Annotated in this window: 17 protein-coding genes, 1 tRNA gene and 1 pseudogene; 10 read left to right on the forward strand and 9 right to left on the reverse strand. The window is 69.6% G+C overall.

The features are described 5' to 3' along the window. Positions 1-122: 122 nt before the first annotated feature. Positions 123-566, reverse strand: coding sequence for a MarR family winged helix-turn-helix transcriptional regulator (locus WJM95_RS32440; RefSeq protein WP_339134240.1), 444 nt, complete (start codon positions 564-566; stop codon positions 123-125). Between the two features lie 38 nt (positions 567-604). Here WJM95_RS32440 and WJM95_RS32445 point away from each other — a divergent pair, with 38 nt between their 5' ends. Both WJM95_RS32445 and WJM95_RS32450 read left to right on the forward strand, forming a co-directional pair. Next, the gene (locus tag WJM95_RS32445) at positions 605-841 is read left to right on the forward strand and encodes a DoxX family protein (protein WP_339134242.1); all 237 of its coding nucleotides are present in this window, start codon (positions 605-607) and stop codon (positions 839-841) included. 309 nt (positions 842-1,150) lie between these two features. After that, positions 1,151-2,761 carry a multicopper oxidase domain-containing protein gene (locus WJM95_RS32450; RefSeq protein WP_339134244.1) on the forward strand — a complete coding sequence of 537 codons (1,611 nt, stop codon included), beginning with the start codon at positions 1,151-1,153 and terminating at the stop codon, positions 2,759-2,761. Between the two features lie 122 nt (positions 2,762-2,883). On the opposite strand, the gene WJM95_RS32455 is transcribed toward WJM95_RS32450, so the two are convergent. Together WJM95_RS32455 and WJM95_RS32460 are read right to left on the reverse strand one after the other, a co-directional pair. Beyond that, positions 2,884-3,291: a hypothetical protein gene (locus WJM95_RS32455; RefSeq protein WP_339134246.1), complete on the reverse strand. Its 408-nt coding sequence runs from the start codon at positions 3,289-3,291 to the stop codon at positions 2,884-2,886. A 72-nt stretch (positions 3,292-3,363) separates the two neighbouring features. Then, entirely contained in the window at positions 3,364-3,954 is a 591-nt protein-coding gene (locus tag WJM95_RS32460) for a hypothetical protein (RefSeq protein WP_339134248.1), read from the reverse strand. Between the two features lie 113 nt (positions 3,955-4,067). On the opposite strand from WJM95_RS32460, the gene WJM95_RS32465 reads away from it, so the two are divergent. Next, on the forward strand, positions 4,068-4,610 hold the full coding sequence (locus tag WJM95_RS32465) for a hypothetical protein (protein WP_339134250.1): 543 nt from the start codon (positions 4,068-4,070) through the stop codon (positions 4,608-4,610). Between the two features lie 332 nt (positions 4,611-4,942). On the opposite strand, the gene WJM95_RS32470 is transcribed toward WJM95_RS32465, so the two are convergent. Beyond that, complete coding sequence (locus WJM95_RS32470; protein WP_339134252.1) at positions 4,943-5,887, reverse strand: aminoglycoside phosphotransferase family protein; 945 nt, start codon at positions 5,885-5,887, stop codon at positions 4,943-4,945. Positions 5,888-6,181: 294 nt separating this feature from the next. Here WJM95_RS32470 and WJM95_RS32475 point away from each other — a divergent pair. Further along, positions 6,182-6,301: pseudogene (locus WJM95_RS32475) on the forward strand (transposase family protein); the annotation flags it as partial. Between the two features lie 334 nt (positions 6,302-6,635). Here the strand turns inward: WJM95_RS32475 and WJM95_RS32480 are convergent. Then, complete coding sequence (locus WJM95_RS32480) at positions 6,636-7,100, reverse strand: hypothetical protein (RefSeq protein ID WP_339134254.1); 465 nt, start codon at positions 7,098-7,100, stop codon at positions 6,636-6,638. Positions 7,101-7,612: 512 nt separating this feature from the next. On the opposite strand from WJM95_RS32480, the gene WJM95_RS32485 reads away from it, so the two are divergent. Then, positions 7,613-7,771 (forward strand): hypothetical protein, encoded by a 159-nt coding sequence (locus tag WJM95_RS32485; protein WP_339134256.1) that lies wholly within the window; start codon positions 7,613-7,615, stop codon positions 7,769-7,771. A 153-nt stretch (positions 7,772-7,924) separates the two neighbouring features. Then, entirely contained in the window at positions 7,925-10,000 is a 2,076-nt protein-coding gene (locus WJM95_RS32490; RefSeq protein ID WP_339134258.1) for a hypothetical protein, read from the forward strand. Between the two features lie 15 nt (positions 10,001-10,015). On the opposite strand, the gene WJM95_RS32495 is transcribed toward WJM95_RS32490, so the two are convergent. Beyond that, on the reverse strand, positions 10,016-10,801 hold the full coding sequence (locus tag WJM95_RS32495; RefSeq protein WP_339134260.1) for a GNAT family N-acetyltransferase: 786 nt from the start codon (positions 10,799-10,801) through the stop codon (positions 10,016-10,018). 154 nt (positions 10,802-10,955) lie between these two features. Between WJM95_RS32495 and WJM95_RS32500 the strand changes: the two genes are divergently transcribed. Then, the gene (locus WJM95_RS32500; protein WP_339134262.1) at positions 10,956-11,597 is read left to right on the forward strand and encodes a hypothetical protein; all 642 of its coding nucleotides are present in this window, start codon (positions 10,956-10,958) and stop codon (positions 11,595-11,597) included. 88 nt (positions 11,598-11,685) lie between these two features. On the opposite strand, the gene WJM95_RS32505 is transcribed toward WJM95_RS32500, so the two are convergent. Together WJM95_RS32505 and WJM95_RS32510 are read right to left on the reverse strand one after the other, a co-directional pair. Then, positions 11,686-11,760: transfer RNA gene (locus tag WJM95_RS32505), tRNA-Trp, on the reverse strand. Positions 11,761-11,832: 72 nt separating this feature from the next. Further along, positions 11,833-13,029, reverse strand: a complete 1,197-nt coding sequence (locus WJM95_RS32510; RefSeq protein WP_339134264.1) for a hypothetical protein — start codon at positions 13,027-13,029, stop codon at positions 11,833-11,835. A gap of 431 nt (positions 13,030-13,460) precedes the next feature. Between WJM95_RS32510 and WJM95_RS32515 the strand changes: the two genes are divergently transcribed. From WJM95_RS32515 to WJM95_RS32525, 3 genes are all read left to right on the forward strand, one after another. Continuing rightward, positions 13,461-14,873 carry a family 2B encapsulin nanocompartment shell protein gene (locus WJM95_RS32515; RefSeq protein ID WP_339134266.1) on the forward strand — a complete coding sequence of 471 codons (1,413 nt, stop codon included), beginning with the start codon at positions 13,461-13,463 and terminating at the stop codon, positions 14,871-14,873. 216 nt (positions 14,874-15,089) lie between these two features. Next, entirely contained in the window at positions 15,090-16,370 is a 1,281-nt protein-coding gene (locus WJM95_RS32520) for a family 2 encapsulin nanocompartment cargo protein terpene cyclase (protein WP_339134268.1), read from the forward strand. A 15-nt stretch (positions 16,371-16,385) separates the two neighbouring features. Continuing rightward, positions 16,386-17,264: a geranyl diphosphate 2-C-methyltransferase gene (locus WJM95_RS32525; RefSeq protein ID WP_339134270.1), complete on the forward strand. Its 879-nt coding sequence runs from the start codon at positions 16,386-16,388 to the stop codon at positions 17,262-17,264. Positions 17,265-17,684: 420 nt separating this feature from the next. Here WJM95_RS32525 and WJM95_RS32530 read toward each other — a convergent pair whose 3' ends face one another. After that, a complete protein-coding gene (locus WJM95_RS32530; RefSeq protein ID WP_339134272.1) occupies positions 17,685-18,413 on the reverse strand; it encodes a glycoside hydrolase family 16 protein in 729 nt (242 codons plus the stop codon). Between the last annotated feature and the right edge of the window lie 126 nt (positions 18,414-18,539).

The following is an 18,539-nucleotide window of genomic DNA, read 5'->3' on the forward strand; positions in this document are numbered from 1 at the left end:
GGTCGGTGCCGTCTTGTGGCGGTGGTCCCGGCGGGGGCGGGACCTCGGGGCAAGGCGACGACGGGGGCCGACGAGGGGGGCGTGCGAACCGCGGCTCGCCCCGCGCCCCTCCCGGCCGCCCTCTACTTCTTCGGGCGAAGCCGTTCCATCTCACCGCTGACCAGCGGGTGCGCGGGGTCGATGGCGCCGACGATACGGGCGCCGATGGCCGTGATCTGGCGTACCTGGGCCCGGGTGAGCGCGTCGAAGACATAGCTCCGTACCGCCTGGACATGTCCGGGCGCGGTGGCGGCCACCTTGTCGAACCCGTCGTCGGTGAGGGTGGCGACGGTGTAGCGGCCGTCGGTGGGGTCGGTGCTTCTGGTCACCCAGCCGCGCTTCTCCAGGCGGCCGACGACCTGGGACAGCCTGGGCAGTGATCCTTCGGCGAACGCCGCCAGCTCGCTCATGCGCAGGGTGCGCTCGGGGACCATGGACAGTCCTGCCATGACTTGGTACTCGAAGTGGCTGATCCCGGCGTCGCGCTGCAACTGCGCGTCCAGCGCCGCGGGCAGCCGCATCAGCATGCTGCCCAGGGCGGACCGAGGACGAGGGCGAACGCTCGGTGAAGCTGATCGGGGCGGTGGAGATACTGGGCGCGGTGGGGCTCGTGGTGCCCGCGGCCCTCGGGATCGCCGTGGTGCTGACGCCGCTGGCCGCGCTCGGCCTCGTGCTGGTCATGGCCGGCGCTACGGTCATCCATGTCCGCCGCCGGGAGATGTCGCTGGTCCCGGTGAACCTGGTGCTGCTGGTTCTGGCCGCTGTCGTCGCCTGGGGCCGATTCGGCCCGCACGCCTTCTGATCCGTGTGAAGGCGCCGGCCGCTCACCCGTACGGGCGGCGCGCCGCCCTGGTCCGCGCGCTTCCGCCGGTCCCGCCCGGGAGTCGGCGGAAGCGCGCTCGGTGACGAGAGTGCCACCGTCCGTGCGTCTGGACAAAGGGGGCTCGGTGTCAATATTTTGACGGACCGTCAGTTGAAGTGACGTCAGTTGACGCTGCGGGCGAAGGCGGTGTGCATACCCGCGCACAGGGCCCGCCCCGCACCCTTCCTGCATGCCGGTGCGGTGCGTCACCCGGGATGCCCCGGGTTGATTGATCTACATTGCCCGCCTATGGGGCAAAGTGACGGAATCAGCCGACGGTCGATGCTCAAGGCCATGCACGTCGCCGGCCTCGCCACGGCGACCGGCGGCATCCTGGCCGGTCCGCGTGCGACGGCGGTGCCGGCATCCTTTCCGCAGCCGGCGGTGTCCTCCTCACGAGCGGTGCCCGGCTCGGCGTCGCCCGTCCTGGAGCAGACACTCGACGTCCGGTTCACGGACGTCCGGATCCCGGGCCACGGGCCGGTGACCACGCGGACCTACAACGGGACGATCCCGGGGCCGACCCTGCGCCTGCGCGCCGGACACACCCTGCGGCTGACACACATCAACGGCCTGCCGCCCAATGCGCCCCACAACGGTGGCCACAACACCCCGCACCACGCGAACAGCTTCAACCTGCACACCCACGGGATGCACGTCTGCCCGTCAGGTCATGCCGACAACGTGCTGCGCGAGTTCGCGCCCCGCACCGCCGAGCAGGTTGCCGCCGGGGCCGTGGAGCCGACGTACGGGACGAGCATCCAGGTGCCGGCCGACCATCCCGCCGGCACCTACTGGTACCACCCCCACCTGCACGGATCCACCGCCGAACAGGTCCTGGGAGGCATGGCGGGGGTGATCGTCGTCGAAGGTGATGTCGACGAGGTCCCCGAGATCAGGGCCGCCGCCGACATCGTCGTCTGTGTCAACGAGCTCAAGTTCAAGGACGGCAAGGTCCCCGCCTTCACCTCCGGCGGATGGATGACCGGCATCCCCTCCGTCTTCACCGTCAACGGGCAGGTCAACCCCACGCTCCGGCTGCACCCGGGCGAGGTCCAGCGCTGGCGGCTGGTGGCCGCCACCGCGTTCACCGCTCTACGACTTCAAGTCACGGGCTCGGGAGGTGATCTGACGTTGCACCAGATCGCGCAGGACGGTGTCACCTTCCCCCGGCCCGTCGCCCTGGACGTGCTGGACCTGGCCATGGGCAACCGCGCCGACGTCCTCATTCGCGGTGGTGTGCCCGGCCGGTACGAGCTGCGGGCCGCCGCGTTGCCCGGTCCGCTGATGACGGTCGAGGTCGCGGGAGAGCCGGTCGAGCCGCCGATGGCGCTGCCGGTCTCACTGCCGCCGGGAAGGCCCTTCCTCGACGAGCGGGACATCGCCAATCCGGACGCGGACCGGGAAGTCGTCTTCCACACCGACGCGGGCGTCTTCGCCGGGGCGTTCCCCAACGCCTTCCGGGTGCTGGGCACGAACCCGACCCCCGCGGCCGAGCCCGGCGGCGACCTCACCCGCGACCGGGCCCACGGCCTGTTCGACCCCGGTTACACCAATCACACCCTGCGTCTCGGCAGCGTCGAGCGATGGACCGTGCGCACCGACGAGACGATGCCGGAGCACACCCATCCCTTCCACCTCCACACCAACCAGGTCCTCCTCACCCACCGCAACGTCGAACGGCTCGACCCGCCCGTCTGGCACGACACCATCGGCCTGGCCGGCGGAACACCCGGGGACCGGGTCACCTTCCTGGTCAGGTACGAGGACTTCACCGGCCGTACGATCGCCCACTGCCACCAGCTCCACCACGAGGAGCTCGGCATGATGCAGACCGTCGAATACGTCGAACGGCGGTGACCGTACCGCGTCCTCATGGGCGCGGGTGCCGCAGGCGCCACGACGTCCGGCGGCCGCCAGTCCGCCGTCGTCCAAGAGGGGCCGTTCGGCGAGCCGACGGAAGCGCCCTCGAACACACGCCGTCAGCCGAGCCCGATCCCGAGCAGCAGCGTTCCGATGGACGCCAAGGTGAGGCCCAGGGGGATCAGGCTCATCCCGATGCCCACGCCGCGGCTCTTCCGCTTCGCCGGGTACCACGGCAGCCCCAGGGAGAGCACGGCGAGCAGGAACAGGATCAGGGTCGTGGCGATGGCGGCCTCGGTGCGCCCACAGGGGTTGGCGGCGGAGCACGAGTCCAGTGCCATGGGGGACACCAGCAGCAGGAACGCGGCGACGAGTTGGACCGGCAGCGCCACCAGCACGCCGACGAGCGGGGCGATCCACCACTTCCGCGGGGGCTGAGGGCGGTCGGCGGCGAGGCTCGGTGCCGTGTTCGGCGAGGGTGCGGGAGTGGTCTGCGTCGAGACCTGCGGTCTGGCTGGTGTGCTCATGTGCACAGTATGGATACACCGTGAACACCTGGTGAAGGCAGGTCCCCGAAGCATGGGTGACGCCGGTGGATGTCAGGAGAAGACCATCGGACACCCCCGTCGCACCGAGTGCTGGGCTGCACGCAGAAACAGTGCGACATAGAAGGCCGCGTCCAGGTCTCGGCTCCACGGACCCGGTCGCGAAGCGGCGAGCCGCTTCGCCGCTCCGTCCAGGAACCACATGGTCAGATCCAGGTTGTCGCACGTGTGGGGTGTCTCGGCCGGCAGTTCTATGGCCGTCGCCAGCTTCTCGGCGATCGCCAGCACCTGGGGAGCACCCGCGACCAGGGTCGGCGAGTTCGTGTACGCAGTGTCGACGGGCAGCTGGATCGCCTCGTCGAGAGAGAACGGCACCAACACCCCCCAGCCACAAAGTGTCTCCTCTTCCTCGCGCGACAGGTGCGCCCGGCACAGCGCCACGAACCCGTCCATCGGCGGGACGAGTTTCTCCTCGAAGGCCTGCCCCGAACCGCGAAGGAACTCCTTCTCCGCCGGCACCGACTCGTAGAGCGGCAGCCCCAGTTGCCGCAAAGCGTCGTTCAACGCCACGGAGACCTCCCCCCACCCCTCTTCCTCGTCACCGAACCAGTCCTCCGCACAGACACTGACCAAATACATACCCATGACCGCAAACTACGGGGCACCACTGACAATCACGCTCGGAAGCAGCCCCGCTCGGACCGCGGCCCGCCAGGCGCGCATGTCCCGGGCACGTTGGGTGTTGTCATGATCTAGCCATGACTCGCAACACCTCGCCCGTGTATGAGGCGCGCTACGGCTGGGACCCCAAGACCAGGAGAATCGTGGTGGTGTCCGCCCTCTTCACCGCGGCCCTGCTGCTTCCAGGCATGCCGTTGTACCTGCGGATTCTTGGCCTGCCGCTGTTCGGCGTGGGAGGGCTGTTCATGGCGTTCGTGGCGATGAGCCGCAAAGTCGCGTTCCGGGTGGACGAGACAGGCGTGCTCCTCGGCGGGAGCCCCGCCCGGTACAAGACCACCACCGCCCATGTGCCGTGGAACGACATCACTGGCTTCGTGCTGTGGCGCCGGCCCGCGGGGGTCGCCTCCCTGCTCTACGTCGGGCTCGCCCGAAGGGAAGGCGCCCCGGCCCTGCCCGGTGACGGCCCGAAGGCCCGTGCTGTCCTGGGAATGCTGACCCCGGTACCGCCAGATGTGGCGATCTCTTCCCGTGTGGTGACCGGGTGGCGCTTGGACAAGGACCGACTGAACGCGGCGGTCGCCTACTTCGCGCCCGACTCGTTCATGCAGGACGAGCTCTGAACGAAGCGGTCATGGCGGTGGCCGGCTCGGAGGAGGCGTGCGGACCAGGATCAACGGGGCCGCTGCTCCGCGTGACCCCTGCTTCTGTTCGCACGCAGGGTCGCGCCTCTGGGGCGTGTGTGGGAAGCGCTTCAGGCTGACCGACGTGAGTGGGCGGAGTAGTCGATATGTCGGACCGGCCGAGCTGGAGGCTGCGGTCCGGCCCGGTGACGGCGGGCGCCGGATCGCTTCGGCGGCCGACTTCGATGACTGGATCGTGGTTGGTTCGTACCGGAGGAAGGCTGATTGCGTCTCCGCCCAGGTTGAGCCGACAGGCACCCTGACCGGAAGCGTCAGGAGGCCAGTAGCGCTTGGGCGATGGCTTTCAGCTCCGGCTGGAGTGTGACCGCGCCGTCCTCGATGTCCCAGAGACAGCCTTGCAGGACGCGGCCGAGTGTCCATCCGGTGGCCCGCTCGCGGTCCAGACCGACCACTTCTGTCATGAGATGGAAGCGATGGCGGATGGCCCCGGGTACGTCTGCGGTGCAGACGACGTCGTCCCACCGGTTTCGCAATGCGGGCAGCAGCTCGAAGCAGGGGTCGCCGGCAAGGGGTTTGGGGTCGATGGCGAGCCAGGGACCCCGTCCCGAGACCTGCGAGGAAGGAAGCGGGGCGAGAACGTTGTCGTAGTGCAGATCCCAGTGCAGAAGCCGGTCGCCGGGCTCGTCAAGAAGTTCCCTCAGCGCAGCCCCGCACGTAGCCAGCAGCCGTCGCTCACTTGGGTCCGCGAGCGAGCGGGAGTACGTGGGGACCCGGTCGAGCATGGCTCGGGCGATGTCGGCCAAGGGTCGGAAGCCGTCGGGGGCAGGAACGACGGCCAGTTGCTTCAGCAGCTCGGCAAGGTGCTGGAGGGCCGCAGTGGCATCGGGCACCGTCGCGAGGGACCGGGTGGCATCGAGTCGTTCCAGGAGCATGGCCCCGGAGTCGGGGGCGGTGTTCAGCAGTGCGACCGCATGGCGGCCGCCCCAGACGCGCAGGGCGAACGGCTCGTCTCGGGTTTCCTCGTCAACGGGCTGGAGCTTGAGTACCGCGGGCGAGCCGTCTGCCTGGAGCACCGGCAGCACGAGTGCGACAGCCCCGTGCGCGGGCGGCCCGTCCAGTCGCAGACTCCAGCGGTCCAGGAACTCCTCGGCCAGGGTCGGCAGGCCGGCGGTCCAGGCCCGCCAGGCATCGCCGTTCTGCGACAGGGTCAGGGCCGTTGGAACTTCGACCTGGGACTGAGACCGGTTGACGGCCAAGACGCTCCCGATTGGCGACGGTGCTGGGGTGTCAGCGTGCCCGGCCGTCTTCGTGATCGAGTCCATCGGGCCGCCGTCATACGATCGTACGGCGCCCTCCGTGCTGCCCGCGAAGCATCCCATGACTGCCCGGCCGCCCCGAGCACAGACTGTCGCCGGATCGATCCTCCGCCGCGCGCGGTCGAGGCCTTCGACCGAGTTGTCGCGGAGAAAGTCAGAACTCGCCGATTCCTTGGGCGAGACTCTCGATTGCCGGGAGTGGCGGCAGGGCATCAGCCGACTTCGCCTCTTCAGCCGCTGGAGGACCGGGTCCTGCTGGTCGCAGCGTACTGGCGTACCAACCTGACGATGCGACAACTCGCCCCGCTGTATGGGGTATCCAAGTCGGCGGCGGACCGCATCATCGGCCATCTCGCGCCAAGACCGCCGTCGGCAGAACACTCATGTTCGCCGACGGCGGCCGTCCCGGCACGGGACTCCTCTAGTCGTCGAGCCACGGGCCTCGCGTGATGTGCTTGTGAAGGCGTTCGTCCAGGCAATTGAGGTGGGCCCAAACGAACTGCCTGCTTGGTTCACCGGCCCGACTGATCTCCAATGTGACGCCATCACCGGACGGGCTGACATCGGTGGTTCCCATACAGAACGCGCAACTCGCTGGCTCCTCGGTGCTCATCGGACGAATGTAGCCCGAGGCATGCTCCAGGTGAGGGACGGTCCGAGTGGAGCCCGGGGTGCGGCCGCGCCGATGCTACGGCCGTGAGTCAGGTCCCCAGTCGCCCGGCATGACAGGTGCCTCGGCCCGACCGGCCAGCCAGGTCTTCACCTCGCGCCAGGCCGCTCGCTCCTCCGCCTCGGTGCCCCACCACCACGTGAAGGGCGAGTAGTCGGAGGTCAACTCCTCGCGCCAGAGACCGATGCTGTCCGCCAGGTGACGGCGGGCGACCGGGCTCATCTCCGTGTCCCACAGGGCGAGCCACGAGGTGACCGAGGAACTCGCGGTCACGCAGCTCTCGAACACCACGCATGCGGAGCTGGTCGGCGACTCCGTTCGCAAGGTCTGCGTCCACCATGCCTCCAGGAAGCCGGTCACCGCGCCGGCCTGCTCTCCTGGCCATCTCGACCAGCTCGCCGCGGCCAGTCCACGGACCATGAGGTCGGACTCGCCCACGCCCTCGGCGAGCCCCACGACCAACTGCGGCAGGATCCTGCGCATGATTGCGGGCTGATCGTCCCAGTGACCGGGTTCTTTCTGCGCGACCCGACGAACAAGGTCGGGCGGGAGCGGCACATCAGGAGTCCGCAGCAGTTCGACCTCACTCGGGTCGAAGCACCGGCCGCAGCCTCTCTCGTCCGAGTGAGCCGTCATACCGCCGAAGGTCTTCGCAACGCTTGCCACCGCTGCGGCGAGAACATCGCCATCTGGAGAAGTCATCGTGCATCCAGTCAAGACTCCGGCGGGCTGCCCCGGCCGAAGAGAGAAACGCTACCAGAGGGCAATTCAACGACCAGGACGGGGAGTGGTCGCCCAGCCGACGCGGACCGTGGCTGTCACCCCGGAGGGCGTTCGCCGGCTGCGTTCCGTGCCCTTTCGCCGCACGGGATGTCACTCGATCGGCCTACATGATTGCGTGCTGTGACATGCGGCATCCTCCATTTGGCTGCACGCTGAAGGGGAACCGATGTCCGCATCACCGACTACGGATCATTGCTCTACGGGGAGGCGTCATGATCATCTTGATAGCCCTGCTCGTTCCGGTGGCCCTGCTTCTCATGGTGTTCGCACTGGACCTCTTGGAAGCCGCGCTGTTCCCTCCTCCGAAGTCAACCCCGGAGGAGCCGACCGAAGATGAAGAGTCGGTGCTCGAAACCTCGGGTGACCACTGACAGCGGCAGTCCAGCCGCTGCGGGCGGCATCGCGCCCTGGAGGATGCCAGGCCCTTGTCACAGGGAAAGCAGGAATGTCAGACCCCTGTGGCAGGGTGAATCCCGGCCGATGATTCGTTCGGGAGGGATCCCGGAGCCCCCAGGGAGCAGCACGTGAACAGCCCCGACACCACCCCGCCCGGGCCCCGCACGCCGCGTCGATCCTCGGACCTCGCCACGATCACGGCCTGGTGGCGGGACCTCGGCGGCGACGGCTTCCTCGTGCTACCGCCCCCGAGGCGCTCCCGCTACACGCAGTCCGACGGCCATGGTGACGCCGCCGAACTCCTCGAAGCGCGAGGGCTCACCGGCCCCACCTCCTTCGCCTACTGGCACTGGCAGTCCCACACCCATGCCTTCGACCGCTCAGGCGCCCTGACGGGTGAACTGCTGGTGCACTGGGGCGGCGACCACACCACCGTCGCCGCCGGGCTCGGCGAGGGGCCGACCGGATTCCGGGTCGTCGACGCCGGGCCACGTTCGGCGTTCGTACTGGACCGGGCCACCCACCGGGACGAGGCGGGGCTGCCCGACCCCCAGGACCCCGACGGCGTACGCCAGTTCCTCAAAGCACTCGACGAACCGCTGGACCGCAGCGCCTCCTCCCTCCGGTATCGTCCCCTGGCGCCGGCCGAGGCCGAGTGGCTCCACGATCGGCTGCGCGAGCCGCTGGACCTCGCCGCCACCGCCCGGTTCGTGGTCCCGCTGGAGCGCAGGGACGCGCTCACACCCGAGGAGACGGAACGGCTGCTGCGCGCCTGGCGGTTGGAGCACGAAGGACGCCTCGCGGAGTGGGGCGCCTGGCGCGGACTGTTCCACGCGCTGCTCCGACAGGGCCACGAGGAGACCTGGGAGATCGCGGCCGCCCTCGGTCCCCAGGCATCCGCGATCCTGCGACAAGTGCCGTCCGAGCGAGCCCTGTCGACCGTGCGGAAGCTCGCGCTCTTGGGCGACCCGGGTTCGGTCGGCGCCTGGCTGGCGATGCACCGGTCGCTCCACGAGCCGGACGCGGTACGGGCCGCGGTCGCCGTCGCTGCCGAACTGGCTGCGTCCGAGGCCCCGGAGACCTCCCGGATCCGGCTCCACGACGCGCTGATCGGGGCAGTCACGGCCGACTGGCGCGAAGCGACGGGCGCCGACCACCGGGCCGGCCGGTCCTACGCCGCCCTCGCCGCCGTCCGCTTCGCCACGGACGAACGGCTGCCGGACGCCCTGCGCGTCCTCGCGGCGACCGCGGCCCGCGACCAGGCCGATCTCGTACGGGAGGAGGCGCTGCGCGGCGGTGATTCCGTGCTCGTCGGTGTCGACGCCGACGAGGCACTGGCCGCCGTGGACCGCTACGAGGCCGCCCGGGACCGGCTCCTGTCCGGCACCGGCCCCGATCTCACCGCGTACGAGGGGGCGTTGGGCGACCTATGGCACCGCTACCGGACTCTCACCGACGTCGACGTGAGCTGGCTGCGGGAGCAGGTGACAGCCCCGGACACCGGTCTGCAAGGACTCGGCTTCTGCCTCGAACTCCTCCTCGCCCACGGCCTGGCCACGGAGGCCGACGTCGAGGCACTGTTGCCGCGTCGGCTGAAGGACCTCACCAAGACGTACCGGACCACGTACACCGAATGGCGCCACCCGGTTGTCACGTTGACCTGTCTCGCCCTCGACCTGGATCACCCGGCGGCGGGAAAGCTGGTCGCCTGGTGGAACGGGCCCCGGCCGGTCTGGAAGAACGAGCTGCGGCTCCTCACCCATCTGGGCGCCCCCGACGAGGCCAAGGCCGCCGAACTCTGGCAGTTCGTGACCTCGCGCGCCCATGACGTGGGCCAGTTGATGACCTGGGTGCTGGTCAGGGCCCGCCTCGACGGGGAGCACCCGCTCTTCGTGGCCGACCGGCTGCTCGGCACCCCGGGCATAAGCGAGCACGTCCTGCGACGGGTACTGATCGGGGTGGCCGACCCCGAACAACCCCTGTGGCACTACGCCGTCGACCCCCGCAGCCGCAGCTGGTGGCAGCGCGCCGTGGAGGTCGCCGAGCACCCCGGCCTCTCGCCGGAGGCCCGGGCCGTCGGGCTGCGGACCGCCCGCGAGCACTGCCTGATCCGTCACCCGGACCAGGTGAAGCCCGCCCCGACGGAGGCCGAACACGCGGAGGCCGTCGCCTGGATGGACCGGCAGACCGACAGACCTCTCTGACCGCTCCGGCCGACCTCAGGGTGACCAGACATACGGTGTCGTCGTGGTGACCGCGTGCAGGCCGAGCCGGGTGAGGATCGGGGCGCTGTCGGCCGACGCGTCGACATATACGTACGGGACGCCCCGGGCGGCGGCGAGTCGGGCGCGGTGCGCCACCATGGCCCGGTAGATGCCTCGTCCACGCCACTCCTCGACGGTCGAACCGCCCCACAGGCCGGCGAAGTCGACGCCGTCCTGGAACACCAGCCAGGCCGCGCAGACGGCTTCGCCGCCCGCCTCCGCGACGAGGACGACGATGTTCTCCGGGGCGTTCTCGATCCGCGCGGCCAGGTCGTCGGCGAGCCAGTTCCAGTCCTCGCCCCAGATCCTGCTCTCCATGACGGCGATCCGCCGAAGGTCGGATTCGGCGGTGACACGGCGCAGGGTCACGCCGTCGGGCAGGACGGGGTCGGCGGCCAGATCCGCGGATTCCCCGATCAGCACGGTCTCGCTGTCCTCGGCCACGAACCCGGCCCCGGTGAGCCGTTCGGTGAGGTCGGCGGGGAGGTCGTGGGCGCGTGTCTTCCATTCGACCGCCTCGCCACGAGCGGCATAGAAGTCGCGTTGCCGAGCGATGAGCAGGTCGAGGTCCGTCCCGTACACACCGAGATCGCGTGGGCCCGAGACGAAGCCGCGGTGCCGGCCGACGACGCGGGTCAAGGGGCCGTCCTTCTCGATACGGGCGGCGCCGCCGGGCGGGGTGACACCGCGCAGCTGGGCGTCGTACGCGGTCCGGAGTTCGTCGATCAACACGTTCGTCACGCGACCACCGTACGACCCTCGCCGTGCCCCGACGCGGCGGTCAGCGCAAGGCGATCAGCACAACGTGCCGGGCCCCCGAAGGAGGTGGATCCCGCCCTGGCACACTGGCGGTCACCAGGCCCGACCGGGCCCTCCCACCAGGCAAGGAACGCCGTTGAGATCTGCGCTGTCGGTGGTGTGTGCCGTCGTTCTGCTCACAGGCTGCGCCGCGCGGGAGCAGACGTCGCTCGACGCTGCCGCTGCCCGCAAGCCGTCCCCGTCACGCTCGGCCGCGCCCAGGTGCGACGCGGACGGCTATGTGTGGCAGTCCGTCGACCGCCGGGACGTCCTGGTGGGACTCTCGGACGCGGAGGAGATCCGGATTCCGGCACACGGCTCGGCGCGGCCGCCCGAGCCGCGACTGATCCGCCCGATGTCGGCCCATATGTCCCGCGGAGCCGTCGAAGCGGGTGTGCGTCCCGCGGACGCTCAGGCGTCGCTGGAGAACAAGATCTCGATATCCGTGGAACCGGTGGGGACCCGGCTGACGCTCGCGGACCCGGCCGAACGCACCACCTCGGAGATGCTCAACGCATCGGACACCGCCGTCCGGGGCCGGTTCGTCGAAGCGGTGGGAGTCTGGCTGGTGACGGCGAGGTTCTCGGTGTCGTGCGCGGGCGGCACCGTTCGGGGGACACTCACGACCTGGACGAAGGGCCGGAGCAACGACAGCCTCCGGTGCGGGCTCAAGCACGGGTTGCCGAAACTCGCGCGGGAGGCCGAGCGCAGGGCCTGCACCACGCGGAAGCCGAACTGAGCGCATTCGGGCACCACATGCGGCGGGGCTTGTACCTGGCCCGATGGTCAAGGCGGTGGTCCCCGGCGCAGCCGGATGCGCCGGAAGGCGGAGCCGGCCGGATTCGAACCGGCGTCCTCGCGATTTTGGAGACCGCGCGCGACGACCTCTGCGCTACGGCCCCGCCTCGCCCGCCATCGTAGGAGCCGTCGCTACACCCTGACTTTCGTATGGGGTCTGACGCCGGCCGGGCTGCTCACGCGCCGATGGTGGCGACCAGTGTTCCGACCAGGACCGAGACGAGGATCTCGTAGCCGAGGACGACGCACACCAGGGTGACCACCGTCTTCTGCCAGAGCCGCGGCCCGGGGTAGGGGAGGAGCGTCGGCCGGTCCGAGGGTTCGAGGGTGGCCGGATCGGACGGGCCCGTGTGCGTCGTCGCGTGGGTGTGCCACCAATGCCGCAGCGTCTGGCTCCTGGATTCGAACTCCGAGTCCCAGAGCACGCGTCCGACACGCGGCACGGGCAACGGCGTCCGGCGTCCGTCCGTTTCGACGAGGACCAGTCTGCGCCCGCCGCCATGGGGCTCGGTGACGATCCCTTCAATGTCGTCCCAGGGAACGGTACGGGACCGCAGCCCTCGTACGGCCAGGTGGCCGGAGGTCAGGACCACGCCCCTGCCGAGACTCAGGAAGCCCGCGCCCAGCAGCAGCGCGATCGCGACGAGTCCGCCGAGCGCGCGGCCGAGCGGCGTCGGGTGGTCGGCGACGGGACTCCCGGCGAATCCGGCCACCAGCGCGTCGGCCGCGAGCAGGACGAGCAGCAGCGCGACGGGCGCCGAACGGCTCGGCGTGGGGCGCATGCTCAGCCGTTCGGACAGTCGTCCGTAGGTGTGCCCCCAGCCGACGGGTTCGGCGGTCGCGTCCGCGGCCGTGCCCGTGCCCGTGTCCGTGTCCGTGCCGCCATGGGCGAGCCACCAGTCCCGGATGGTCGCGGCCTTCTCGTCGAAGCGGCGGTCGCGGGACAGGAAGGCGGAGTTGGGCATGCGCAGCGGGGTGCGGTGTCCATCCGTCTCGTAGAGCACCACCCGCCGCCCACCGCTGAACGGCTCGACCGCGACCTCGGCCACGTCGGTCCAGGGAATGGTCCGGCGACGCAGATTGTGGACGATGGCGGCCTCCGGAGTCAGGGTGATCCCGAAGTAACGGCCCAGCATCCACAGTTCGAGTGCGAAGACGATCGGGAGCACGACGGCCAGGACGCGTGCGTCGAGCGGCACGCTCGGCAGTCCGGACCCACGATGTGCCCACATCCAGAGGTTCGACAGCTGCATCAGCGCGAGGGCGCCGAAGAGCAGGCCCAGTGGCAGGAACTGCCGCCATGAAGCCCGATACCGGATTCGGCCGACCGATCCCGACGATTCCGCTCCGCCGTCGAGGGCTTCCTCGCTCACAGCTGTTCCACCCTTGCCGTACGAACAATGAGGGGCATCATCCCTGGCCAGACAGTGTTTGCGCAATGGTTGGGGGCGTCCCCGGAGCGCAGTGCACCTGCGGTGCGGCAGATTCCGGCGCCCACGCCCGACACGACTCGACAGGGGCACCGGAAAAGTGTCCGGTCCGAGCGCCGAGCGCGCGGGTCGCCCCTGCCACCGGCCGGAACTCGATCACCCTGTCCGAATCCAGCCGGTCTCGGCTAAACCACGCACCGAACAAGATCGCTGCATCGAGGTAACTCGACCGGCTCGACAGGCAAGTCGGGCGCATCGGCCGATACGGTCCCCATGGATCCGGGCGAATTCCACTTGTTTCGCCCATCCGTTGCCGCACCCGGTGATCGGCGCGCACGCGCCGATCGACGCCGTCGCAAAGGAGACCTCGCTCGATGACCGTTGAGACCAGCCCGGAAGCTGGGCTGGAGCCACGTCGGCAGTCCAGCCTGGGCACCGCGGCCGCCCGTAACCTCGCCACCACCACCAAGTCCGCCCCGCAGATGCAGGAGATCACCTCGCGGTGGCTGCTGCGGATGCTCCCGTGGGTGGAGACCAAGGGCGGCACCTACCGGGTGAACCGCCGGCTGAGCTACAACACCGGCGACGGACACATCGAGTTCGTCCAGGACGGTGCCGACGTCCGTGTGATTCCCCGTCAGCTGGGTGAACTCGCCCTGCTGCGGGGCTTCGAGGACGTCGAGGTGCTGACGGCGCTCGCCGACCGATGTGTCCAGCACGAATTCCAGCCCGGCGAGGTACTGGCGCGTCGTGGCACTCCCGCCGAGCACCTGCACCTGATCGCCCACGGCCGGATCGGCCAGACGTCCGTCGGCCGGTACGGGGACGAGGCGACGGACGCCGTCCTCGCCGACGGCGGGCACTTCGGCGAGAACGCCCTCATGGATCCCGACGCGACCTGGGACTGCACCGCCACCGCGCGTACGGCGGGCACCCTACTGACGCTGTCCCGCGCCGACTTCACCGCCGTACTGACCTCGGCCCCCGGCCTGCGAACCCACCTGGAGCGTCGTGGCGCCCTCGCCCTCCGGCGCCAGAACCACCACGGCGAGGCCGAGATCGCCATGTCGGCCGGTCACATCGGCGAGGCCGATGTGCCGAATACCTTCGTGGACTACGAACTCCACCCGCGGGAGTACGAACTCTCCATCGCCCAGACGGTCCTGCGCGTCCACTCGAGGGTCGCCGACCTCTACAACGGGCCGATGAACCAGACGGAGGAACAACTCCGTCTCACCGTCGAGGCGTTGCGGGAACGCCAGGAGCACGAACTCATCAACAACCGCCAGTTCGGACTGCTCCACAACGCCGCCTTCAAGCAACGGATCCAGAGCCACTCCGGGCCGCCCACGCCGGACGACCTCGACAATCTGCTCTGCCGGCGCCGCGGTACGAAGTTCTTCCTCGCCCACCCCAGGACGATCGCGGCGATCGGCCGTGAGTTCAGCGCCTACGGGCTCTACCCCGAGACCGTCGAGGTTCATGGCGAGGAGGTCCTGGGCTGGCGCGGAGTCCCGATCCTGCCCTGCGACAAGATCCCCGTCAGCGACGAGAACACCAGCTCGATCCTCGCGCTGAGAACGGGGGAGGACAACCAGGGCGTCATCGGCCTGCGTCAGGCGGACCTGGCGGAGGAGTACGAGCCGGGCCTGTCGGTGCGCTTCATGGGCATCAACGAGCAGGCGATCCTCTCGTACCTGGTCACCGCGTACTGCTCCGCCGCCATCCTGCTGCCCGACGCGCTGGGCGTGCTGGAGAACGTCCAGATCGCCCGCAGTCGTCACTAGCGGCCCCTGGCCGATACCAGTGGCGCGACGGGCGATCGTCGCCCGTCGCGACGCCCCTCCACGGGCAGGTGCCGCCTGCCACGCCACTGGAAGGCGCGAGCTGTTCCGCGACGAGCGCGGCCCGTCCACGGCCCGAACTCCCGCGCACCCAGGGGCGTTCACCCCCGAGGCCCCCGGCCCGGCGAGGACCTCGACCATTTCACCAAGGAGCCAAGGATGCCCGAGCCCGGGCCCACCACTGCGCAGTCACGCCTGGCGGACGCCGTGGCCCTCGTCGGGGCCCGAATCCGTCTCACCGCCGCCGAGCCCCAGGACGATCCCGGCACGGAGACCACCAGCGCCGACGCGACCGGCGTGCTCGTCCCCCAGGCCGAGGCGGCGGGCCGGGCCGCGGTGGATCCGGCGACCCGGGTCCTGGAACGGGTTCTGCGGGGTCCCAGCGGCCTGGGTACGGCGGGCCTGTATCTCGCGCGGCGGGAGGAACCACCACGACCCCGGGAGGCCGTGCCGCCGACGGAGGGCACACCGGTTCCCGGCCTCTACCACCACCCGGTGGCACCGCCGGACCCCGTGCGGGTCGAGGAGGTCGGCCGGCGGATCAAGCGATGGGCGGTGGACGAGGTCCAGGCCTACCCCCCGGAGTGGGAGGACCAGTTCGACGGCTTCTCCGTCGGACGGTACATGGTGGCCTGCCACCCCGACGCTCCCACCATCGACCACCTGATGATCGCCGCACGGCTCATGGTCGCGGAGAACGTCCTCGACGACTGCTACTGCGAGGACCACGGCGGCTCACCGGTCGGGCTCGGCAGCAGGCTTCTGCTGGCACACACCGCTCTCGACCCCGTCCTCACCACACCGGAGTACGAACAGCCGTGGAGGGAGTCGCTCCAGTCGGACGCGCCCCGGCGCGCCTACCGCTCCGCCATGGCGTACTTCGCCGAGCAGGCCACCCCCTCGCAGGCGGACCGGTACCGGCACGACATGGCCCGTCTGCACCTGGGCTACCTCGCGGAGGCCGCGTGGGCCGAGGCGGAGCACGTGCCCGAGGTCTGGGAATACCTGGCGATGCGCCAGTTCAACAACTTCCGTCCCTGCCCGACGATCACCGACACCATCGGCGGTTACGAACTGCCCGCGGACGTGCAGGCCCAGCCGGAGATGCAGCGGGTCATCGCGCTCGCCTCGAACGCCACCACCATCGTGAACGACCTCTACTCCTACACCAAGGAGCTCGACAGCCCGGGCACCCATCTCAATCTGCCCGTGGTGATCTCCGAGCGTGAGGGTGTCCCGGACCGGGACGCCTATCTGAAAGCCGTCGAGCTCCACAACGACCTCATGCACGCATTCGAGTCCGAGGCCGCCGCCCTCGCGGCCGCCTGCCCGGTCCCGAGTGTGCTGCGCTTCCTGCGAGGCGTGGCCGTGTGGGTCGACGGAAACCACCACTGGCACCAGACGAACACCTACCGATACAGCCTGCCCGACTTTTGGTAAGGAACGGATCCCACCATGACCAGCACGGAACTCACCACCGCCACCACCGCGTTCATCCCCGGCCCCGCCTCGCCCTACCAGGAGGACATCGCCCGCTACTGGGACGGCGAGGCCAGGCCCGTCAACCTGCGTCTCGGTGACGTGGACGGGCTCTACCACCACCACTACGGAATCGGCGACATCGACCACGCGGCCCTCGGCGACACCACCGATGCCGGGTACGAGAGCAGGCTGGTCTCCGAACTCCACCGCCTGGAGTCGGCGCAGGCCGAAGTCCTCCTGGACCACCTCGGCCCCATCGGGCGGGACGACACCCTCTTGGACGCCGGCTGCGGACGCGGTGGCTCGATGGTCATGGCCCACCAGCGATTCGGGTGCAGTGTCGAGGGCGTCACCCTGTCCGCCAAGCAGGCGGAGTTCGCCAACCGTCGCGCCCTGGAACTCGGCATCGAGGACCACGTCCGGGCTCGTGTGTGCAACATGCTCGACACCCCGCTCGACAGCGGACAGGCGGCCGGCTCGTGGAACAACGAGTCGAGCATGTACGTCGACCTGGAGGACCTCTTCGCCGAACACTCCCGTGTCCTGTCGGTCGGCGGGCGTTACGTCACCATCACCGGCTGCTGGAACCCGCGTTACGGGCAGCCGTCGAAGTGGGTCTCCCAGATCAACGCGCACTTCGAGTGCAACATCCACTCCCGTCGGGAGTACCTGCGCGCCATGGCGGACAACCGGCTGGTGCCGCAGGCCGTCATCGACCTCACGCCCGAGACCCTGCCGTACTGGGAACTGCGGGCCACGTCCTCGCTGGTCACGGGCATCGAGACGGCGTTCATCAACTCGTACAAGGACGGCTCCTTCCAGTACCTCCTGATCGCGGCCGACCGCGTCTGACCGACCGCATGACATATCCGGGCACGTCACGCACGTGCCCGGACCACCCACGCGGCCGAGAGGGCCGGGGCGCCGGCGCCGTGAGTTACCGGCCGCCGTCACCGTCCAGCAGTCGGCGCAGCTTCCACGAGGTGCAGGGGTCGGGCACGACGAAGCCTCCTGGCACGGACGGCAGCGCCTTCAGAGCCACGGTTCGGCCGATCCGCGCGTCCTCCGCGCGTCAGACGACGCCCATGCCACCCCGGCCCAGTACTTCCTTGAGCTGATAGCGCCCGGCGAGCCGTGCCTGAGTCATGGCTCTCCCCGGAACAAGGAGCGTCGCACTGACGAGGCTTCTCGTCAGTGCGACGCCGTCGCAGTCGCTACGGCCCGCTCAATCAGGCGGTACCGGCGGTGACCGGAGCGCCGCCTTGGGGCCGCTCAGGGGTAGTACGGGGTGTACGTGATCGCGGATACCTTGAGGTAGCGGGCCCCGTCCGCGGTGGCCCAGGTCGAGGAGTTCGGGTTGCCCGGCCAGTCGCCGCCGACCGCGGTGTTGACGATGAAGTGCATGCCGACGCCCGGAGCGGTGGTGTACCACTTGGTCCCCTGGAAGGCGCCGTCCACCCAGAAGTCGATGTGGTCGGGCCACCAGCTGAACGAGTAGACGTGGAAGCTGTTGGTCCAGCCCCCCGCGTTGGTCGCGGCCCACTGGGTCTGCGCGTTGCTGGTGTCGTGGAAGGTCTGGTAGACGGTGTTGGGGTTGGATCCGACGATCTCGGCGGCGTCGATCTCGGGGAGCCAGGGGTTCAGATAGGCCGCCCACACCGCGGGGAGCAGCCCCTGTCCGCTGGGCATGTTCGCGGTGAAGCTGTAGGTGCCGTAGCCGTACAGGGCCTTCGACTCGACGCGGCCGGAGTAGTAGACCTGGCCGCCCGCGTTGTAGGTCTTGATCATCAGCGTGTCGCCGTCGTACCAGACGCAGTCGGGCGTGTAGGTCTCCAGCTCGTTGTTGGCCGTCCAGCGGCCGCTGATGACGTTCCAGGAGTTGACGGTTTGGGGGGTGCCCCAGGAACTGGCGTGCGCGGGTTGCGGCGCCGCGAGCAGCATCGTGCAGGCGGCGAGCACGAGGCCTATGAGCCATGTGTGTCGTGCGGGGACTGTCGTCATCGGAGCTCCGTTGCTCGATGGGGGGAGACGACGCGTGGGAGCGGTCCCATGCATTCCTTCGGAACGTAAGGGCTTGTTCAGGACCTGACAATAGGAGCGGCAGGGATTGCTGCCTGTGTTCCGGAA

The organism is Streptomyces sp. f51, assembly GCF_037940415.1.
Lineage (GTDB): Bacteria > Actinomycetota > Actinomycetes > Streptomycetales > Streptomycetaceae > Streptomyces.